Source organism: Photorhabdus kleinii (genome assembly GCF_025384885.1).
Lineage (GTDB): Bacteria > Pseudomonadota > Gammaproteobacteria > Enterobacterales > Enterobacteriaceae > Photorhabdus > Photorhabdus kayaii.
The window spans coordinates 1-7,393 of sequence record NZ_JAJAFY010000089.1 but is presented as its reverse complement, the minus strand read 5'-3'; the positions used below and the strand labels follow the sequence as shown (position 1 = coordinate 7,393).

Below are 7,393 nucleotides of genomic sequence, written 5' to 3'. Positions count from 1 at the left end.
CCTATGGATTTCAAGATGCATCGCGACGGCCAGGGAGCGAATCCCCGGGAGCATAGATAACTCTGTGACCGGGGTGAGTGAGTGCTGCCAACAAAGAGGCAACTTGAAAGATAACGGGTATAGTGGTTTTACGTTTAATGAACATTAATCATAGCCGGTTTTAGTTTTAATGATGTTGTTTTACCGGTAATCCTGAATAGTTTTAATAAAGTATCCTCTTTATGTTTTTACGGATGATCAACCCTTTTGTCAGGGTTTCAATATTGCCAGATTAACCGTTTTGTCCATGTTTTTTATCGCATTATATTTAGGGTTTTCTTCTTGACAGCCTCTGAAGGACGGGGTTTTACGGCGCATTGGATAAAATAGCAGAGTGAGGAATGTGTATGCCCAGAATTATGACAGATCACCGAAGTTGGAAACAGAACTGAATTAACAAGGTCTTGGCTACTATCATCAGTGGGCTACGTTCAATGACGCTTGTTTTGTCTTGCGTGTGTCTATTTAACTCTAAATGTGTGTTTTCAGATACATAGTTCATAAGATTCTAGCTAACTCTAAATGTGTGTTTTCAGATACATAGCTCACAAAAAACTTGCTCGTAATATTAAGAATCATTACGTTAGATCCCGTTTTCCCCTCTACTTCTGGTGGGGCTACGGGTGAAAGCCAATTAATTGAACCTTTTTAAGGAGATAAGATATGAAAAACTTACAAAAAGCTATTCAGGAAAACTCTGTAAACTTGAAAAATCAGAAAAATCAGAAAAACTCTGACCTGCTTGATGCCGTTCGTGGCGGAAAACCTGGTGAAGGCTGGGTTCGTGTTGGTTGGACAAGGACATTTTAAAAACTGTCTCATATATTAGGTTTTATTATGTTAGTTTACCTTCCCCCCTCCTCTACTTCCGGTAGGGTTACGGATGGAATCCAATTAATTGAACCTTTTTAATGGGATAAGTATAGAAAAATTACAAAAAACTATTCAGGAAAATGCTGCAACCCTGAAAAACCAGAAAGCATTTGATGCTGTTCGCGGCGAAAAAACTGCTGAAGGCTGGGTACGTAAATAGTGGCTAGCTGAAGAGAATTTGATGTCGTACAACGTGCGGCCAATGGCCGCACATTTTTGTCAATTTACCTCACGATTTACTGACTATGTCAAAAATCAACCATTTAGAAGTAATTCTCAAAATAAGCGAGCGCTGTAATCTAAACTGCTCGTACTGTTATGTGTTTAACATGGGAAGCGAGGTAGCATTAAATAGTGCCCCTGTCATTTCCTGCAACACCATAATCGAGCTTAAATGCTTTTTAGAAAGGGTTGTTGAAGAAGCTAACCCGGACTCGATACAGATTGATTTTCACGGTGGCGAACCGATGATGCTCAAGAAAGAGCGTTTCGTTTACCTGTGTGAAATGCTTCGTTCTGGAGATTACAAAAACGCAGAATTACGTCTTGCATTGCAGACTAATGCAACTTTAATCGATGATGAATGGATAGCAATTTTTGAAAGATTCGGGGTTGTTGTAAGCATTTCCATAGATGGCCCGAAACACATAAACGACAAATATCGCCTCGATCACAAAGGACGCAGCTCATATGAGGCAACCTTAAACGGGTATCAAGCTATGTGCGCAGCTGCGAAAGAAAGAGATATTCTTCCCCTCCCTCCCGTGCTTTCTGTTATTGATCCCGAGGCCAACGGTAAAGAGCTTTTCGAACATCTTTATCATGATATGCAGTGCAGAAGCTTTGATTTCCTGCTACCTGATTGCAACTACGAAAACCCAACTAATACAGAAGGGGTTAAGCGTTTTCTTACGGCCATCTGTGATGCGTGGTTTGAACAAAACGATCCTGATTGTGATGTAAGAATTTTATCCAGTCATCTTACTAGATTGACGGGGGCGTCAGGGTATATAGCATTGGGAATTACGCCGCAAACTGAAGAGTACAAAGCCGTAGCTATAACGGTTACGTCCACTGGTGATATTTACATTGATGATACGTTGCGCTCAACGCTTTCAGAGTTATTTACGCCGATAGGTAACGTTGCAAATGCGACTTATGCGCAGGTAGTAAACAGTCCACACATGCGCGAATTGCTCAAAATTGAATCTTCTTTACCTGATGATTGCCAAGGGTGTATCTGGAAAACCGTTTGTGCTGGTGGAAGGCCTGTAAACAGGTATTCGCGAGATAATGCTTTTAACAATAAAACGATTTATTGCGATGCAATGCAAACGCTACTCGGTCGTGGAGCAGCTTACCTTGTAGAGCTTGGCCTAAGCGAAACTGAGATCGCAAAAAACATCGGAGTTGCTGAAAATGAATAAAGTTCTGAGCGCGTGTGTTGCACTGTGTCTTACTGTAATTCCCGCTGAAGCAGTAAAGGCAGATATTACTTTGCCGATTGTTTACCTTGACCATGCGATCCCAGCAGTGTCTCTCAATATCAATGGTAAAGATGTTAACAGGCTTGCAATTGATACAGGGGCTCCCAAAGCCTTTTATCTCCCTCAATCCGTTTTTGATTCAATTTTTCCGGAGCGTAATCATCGAACAGCAACCGTACGTTCCAGTGATGTTTTTGGAATTGAGCAGTCTACTGTAGAGGCAAAAGCAGCGAATATTACTGTTAACGGAAAAAGCTTTTCCGCTGTTGATGTTGAAATCTTCAAACCGTGGGGTAACGGCATGTTAGACGACAACGGACAACCTATTATAAATGGGGTGTTAGGGTTGGGTGTCGTCAAAAATAAAACGCTTATTATCAACTACGCTTCAAAGTTCCTGACGATAGCCGACAATCTTAAAGTTCTTCCTGATGGTTACCGCTGGCAAGCTATCCCGTTCATTCGTACAGATAATGGGATAGAAATTAGTGTGTTGTCTGACAATAAGAAGATACGTCGTATGCTTATTGATACTGGTTCAAGCCATACAGTGCTTTTTACGCGTTCAAGGAAAGGGTGTGTTGATCTCTCGCAGTCCTGCCCAAAGCAAACCATTGTGACGCCTGACGGAGTTAAGCTCTCTGCGCTCCTCTTTCAAGTTACTGATGACCGGATAAATTTTGATGGCTTGTTAGGTGATGATTTTCTTTCAAACAGGGTTCTCATCATATCGAATGATCGGCTACTGATTAGTTTACCTAAATAACAATTAAGGATTATAAGGATTGTTGGTGAATGGTTTATTTCGCAAAGAGGCTATTTCTCATAGTGAAAACGCTTGGATTGGTAGGCATACTCTTAACATCCCTCGATCGGCAAGAACCCCCCTTATTCTGAGTGTCGCGACTGGCGCAATTCTACTTTCTTGTCTCATTTGGGGATCTTACGGAATCAATGTAGGAGCGTCAGGGAGGGTGATTTTTAATCCTAACGCACCCTCCCTCGTTTCTCCTATGGATGGTATAACGGAGAGTTCAAGTGTCATCGATGGCCAACAGGTTAGCTCAGGTCAGGGAATCATGGTTGTTTCGCATGAGATAAAAACTAAATCAGGGTTGATTTCTCAAAGGGAACGTGCCGCACTGACAGAGAAAAAACAATTACTTACTAAGAAATTAGCGTTACTAGAGAAGGAGAAAGAAAGCGTTCTCATAAAGATACCTGCCGCTATAGCTAACAAGAAAACCGAGCTGGCGCAGCTGCAGGAGCTACTTTCGATTAACCAGGCTGCTTTTGCTGATTCACAGAAGAAATATAGCTCGTTTGTAAAGCATAGCAAAAGAGGCGTTATCTCTGAAATGATGATGCATGAATCTCGACAGGAAGTTTTGAGCATTAATGAAAAGGTACAAAATACCTCAGTAAACATCACCAAAACACAGGCTGATATCATCACTCTTGAAACTGAAATTGATACAAAACTTCATGAAGCAGAAGAAAAAATAAACAATGTGCATCAAGAACTCACACAAATCTCTCAGGAGCTGGCGCAGCTGGATGGTGCTGAGCGAATAGAAATCATCAGCCCGATAGATGGAAAGGTGGCAGGGGTAGATAAGATGCCCGGGGATAGTATCAAGCGCGGTGATGTTCTGGCGGTAGTTATACCTAGTGGTGCAATGCCTGTTTTCAGACTTCAGGTAGGGGCTGAATCTGCTGGTGAAATAAAAATAGGACAAGAGGTAAAGTTGCGCGTGGCTGCTTATCCGTGGAGAAGATACGGAAAATTTACTGCTACGGTTGCCTCAGTATCAGAGGCAGCAATTAAACAGGGGAATGGCATGTATTTCACTGTAATAGCTATTCCTGAAGAGCGTCTTGGTTTGCCATTAAAACAGGGAATGCAGGTTGAAGCCTCAATCCTAACAGGTAAGAAAAGCCTGTACAGCTGGTTGTTTAGAGTGGTTGATTAAATTTATGAGTAAGTATGTGAAAGATCTTTTTGTGGCGTTTTCTTTTGGGAAATCCCTTCCGGTAATCATTCAGTCTGAAGTTTCAGAATGTGGGCTTGCCTGTATCGCTATGATCGCGGGTTATCATGGCTTCAATACTGACCTTCTTTCTATGCGAAAGCTTTTTGAGGTTTCACAGCATGGTATGAGTCTTAAGGAGATGATAATCGTAGGAGAAAAATTAGGGTTATCGTCTTGTCCGGTAAGGGTAGAGTTGGAAGAACTACGTTCGCTTTCGTTACCTTGTATTTTGCACTGGTCGTTTAATCATTTTGTCGTACTCAAAAAGCTATCCCGAAAAGGCGCAGTGATCCATGATCCGGGCATTGGCGAACGAAGAATAACCCTTTCTGAACTATCAAATTGCTTCACAGGCGTAGCGCTTGAAATGAAGCCCGGCGCTACGTTCGAGCGAAAAAAAGTATCTTCAACGCTTTCTATAAGGGATATGCTGGCCGGGATAGAAGGTAAGGGAGCTGTGATAGCACGGCTTATTGCAATATCAGCGGCCATAGAGCTTGTTACGTTGCTTATCCCCGCTTCTTCACAATTCGTTATAGATAACATTCTTAGCACGAGTAATATGTTTGCTCTTAATGTTATCTTGGCTGCTGTTGTTGCCTTGCTTTTTATGCGAATGCTGCTCACATGGCTTCGTGACTGGATTATTACCGCTGCTAAATATTCTATTGGTTTAAGCTGGTCTGAAGGTTTTTTGAGCAAGCTAATTAGCCTTCCTGTTACCTATTTTAAAAAACGTTATCTGGGGGATATCGCATCGCGCCTACAATCCCTAAACCAAATACAGGAAGCTTTTACCGCGCGCATGGTAAGCGCCATTCTCGATGCTGTGATTACAGTTTCATTGCTGGTGGTTATGAGCCTTTACAGTGTGGTTCTGTGCGCTAGTGTAGCTTTTCTCGCATTGCTCTATGCTCTCATAAAATGGTTTTGTTTTGGGATGTACAGAAGCGCCTTGGCTGAATCTATTAATAAAACAGCCGTTCAAAGCTCACATTTTATAGAAACCGCTCGCGGCGTTTCAGCAATCAAAATGCTGTGTCTGAGTTCTAACCGAAAAATCAAATGGCTTAACCTCTCAACTGAAAGCATTACTGCGAGTATTAAGCTTTTTCGTATTGATCTTGCGTTCCGGCTAATTAGCGCGTTTGTAACCGGACTGGTGGCGTGTCTGGTTATCTATGTTGGTGCACAGCTGGCTGAAAACGGTTTTTTTACTGCTGGTGTCTTGTTTGCTTTCATGATGTACGCTGATATGTTCATCCAAAGGACGATAAATTTTTGTGATGCTGTGTATGAATTTAAGATGCTCTCAATGCACACAGATAGGCTTAGTGATGTAGCGCTTACTGAAAGCGAAGACATGCACCTCAATGCCTCTCAAAACTCATCTGTAGAGTTTTACGGAGGATTAGAAATATCATCGTTGTCTTTTGCTTACTCAGCCCATGACCCTTATGTTTTTGAGGGATTATCTTTTGTTGTCGAACCAGGCGAAAGTATCGCGTTTGTAGGTTCATCTGGCTGCGGTAAATCAACATTGCTTCATGTTCTTGCTTCGTTGCTTGAACCTGTTGAAGGTGTTATAAGTATTAATGGTATACCCATATCTAACATTGGTCTTGAGGCTTACCGTAAGCATGTTTCCTATGTTATGCAGGATGATTTTTTGTTTACCGGATCGTTGCAGGAAAACATTACTTGTTTTGCCGAACGGGCGGACATTGAATTTATGCATGAATGTGCAAGAGTGGCTGCTATTCATGATGAAATCGAGGTTATGCCAAACGGATATAATTCTATGGTTGGGGATATGGGTAGCGCGTTATCAGGAGGTCAGAAACAACGAATCTCCCTCGCTCGGGCGCTTTATAGAAGACCTAAGATTCTCATATTGGATGAATCTACATCTGCCCTTGATATCGAAAACGAGAGGAAAATTAACGAAGCTGTTAAGGCCATGAAGATAACGCGTCTTTTTGCAGCTCATAGGCCGGATACTATCGCTGTAGCCGACAGAGTTTTTGATATAGTTAATGGTGTCTTTATGGACCCTCAAGAATATCTGCAATTTCTCAAGTGCGGTGATAGCTGACGTGGGTACATCATTAACAGGTAAGGTGGTTGAACAAGTAGCCCACCAAAAACGATAAACCCGGATTTAAAAAGTATCAGTAATTAAAAAAATAATGAAAAGGATTTTCAAACATCCTTTTCATCACAAGCAGGATAATCTCCCAGTGTTACCCGGCTGGAAGAAAAAAATTCCCACGATTATATTCTAATACCTCTCATTCCTGTAACGATTATCTAATCTATTCACGACAAAGTTTACTTCAGGTTAAAAGCGTTAATAAAATCATCCCCTTTGGGAAAATACACTTTCTGATTAAATGACCCATATTATTATTTTCATTTTTTCCAAAAAGAGATATAAGTATTCACAGCGTTAATTTTTATTTCTCATTTTTCACTGATGGTTTTATAATAAGCCAGTTTTAAACTATTTTAAAAGTCATCGTGTTAATCCTTGGTTTTAATCGGGATAAAGTTTTAACCGTTGTTTTAACCACTTTTAACGCCTGATTTTTAACAAATTTAATCATCATGGCATATACCCAATAAACTTCAAAATGCAGTTTTTAGCACCTGAAAATGGTCGTTAATTCTGGACGTCAGCGAGTCCGCTATATCAGGTAGCGTTGTAGTGAAAAATTTGAACACTTTGTCTCGAAATTCATGTTTATCCGCGAAATAACGGTTATTTCGAACCTGTTCATTCATGACCTTCCATAATCGCTCTATCGGGTTTAAATTTGGGCTGTATGGAGGAAGGTAATGTCATTCAATATTGCTAACATAAGCCCACTCCTTCACAAGATGAGCTTTGTTGTAACCCGCCCCATCCACAATAAGATGAATTTTTTGATGATAGTCAGGATAAGACTTTCTTATTTCATT

6 protein-coding genes and 1 pseudogene are annotated in these 7,393 nt (G+C 41.1%); 6 read left to right on the top strand and 1 reads right to left on the bottom strand.

Features of this window, described 5'->3' with window-relative positions; genetic code table 11:
* Nucleotides 1–702: 702 nt before the first annotated feature.
* From LG003_RS22180 to LG003_RS22155, 6 genes are all read left to right on the top strand, one after another.
* Complete coding sequence (locus tag LG003_RS22180) at nt 703–849, top strand: hypothetical protein (protein WP_262981660.1); 147 nt, start codon at nt 703–705, stop codon at nt 847–849.
* 88 nt (nt 850–937) lie between these two features.
* A complete protein-coding gene (locus tag LG003_RS22175) occupies nt 938–1,072 on the top strand; it encodes a hypothetical protein (protein WP_262981659.1) in 135 nt (44 codons plus the stop codon).
* A gap of 85 nt (nt 1,073–1,157) precedes the next feature.
* On the top strand, nt 1,158–2,339 hold the full coding sequence (gene xyeB / locus LG003_RS22170; RefSeq protein WP_262981658.1) for a cyclophane-forming radical SAM/SPASM peptide maturase XyeB: 1,182 nt from the start codon (nt 1,158–1,160) through the stop codon (nt 2,337–2,339).
* Entirely contained in the window at nt 2,332–3,165 is an 834-nt protein-coding gene (locus LG003_RS22165; protein WP_262981657.1) for an aspartyl protease family protein, read from the top strand. Before xyeB ends, LG003_RS22165 begins: the two co-directional genes overlap by 8 nt.
* Nucleotides 3,166–3,190: 25 nt before the next feature.
* Nucleotides 3,191–4,372, top strand: a complete 1,182-nt coding sequence (locus LG003_RS22160) for an HlyD family secretion protein (RefSeq protein ID WP_262981656.1) — start codon at nt 3,191–3,193, stop codon at nt 4,370–4,372.
* Nucleotides 4,373–4,376: 4 nt separating this feature from the next.
* Nucleotides 4,377–6,527 (top strand): peptidase domain-containing ABC transporter, encoded by a 2,151-nt coding sequence (locus LG003_RS22155; RefSeq protein ID WP_262981655.1) that lies wholly within the window; start codon nt 4,377–4,379, stop codon nt 6,525–6,527.
* A 533-nt stretch (nt 6,528–7,060) separates the two neighbouring features.
* Here the strand turns inward: LG003_RS22155 and LG003_RS22150 are convergent.
* Nucleotides 7,061–7,393: pseudogene (locus tag LG003_RS22150) on the bottom strand (transposase); the annotation flags it as partial.

Bases quoted from the DNA above. Each gene is read 5' to 3' on its own strand.
- xyeB (WP_262981658.1), top strand. From the start codon at position 1,158: ATGTCAAAAATCAACCATTTAGAAGTAATTCTCAAAATAAGCGAGCGC.
- LG003_RS22180 (WP_262981660.1), top strand. From the start codon at position 703: ATGAAAAACTTACAAAAAGCTATTCAGGAAAACTCTGTAAACTTGAAA.
- LG003_RS22165 (WP_262981657.1), top strand. From the start codon at position 2,332: ATGAATAAAGTTCTGAGCGCGTGTGTTGCACTGTGTCTTACTGTAATT.
- LG003_RS22155 (WP_262981655.1), top strand. From the start codon at position 4,377: ATGAGTAAGTATGTGAAAGATCTTTTTGTGGCGTTTTCTTTTGGGAAA.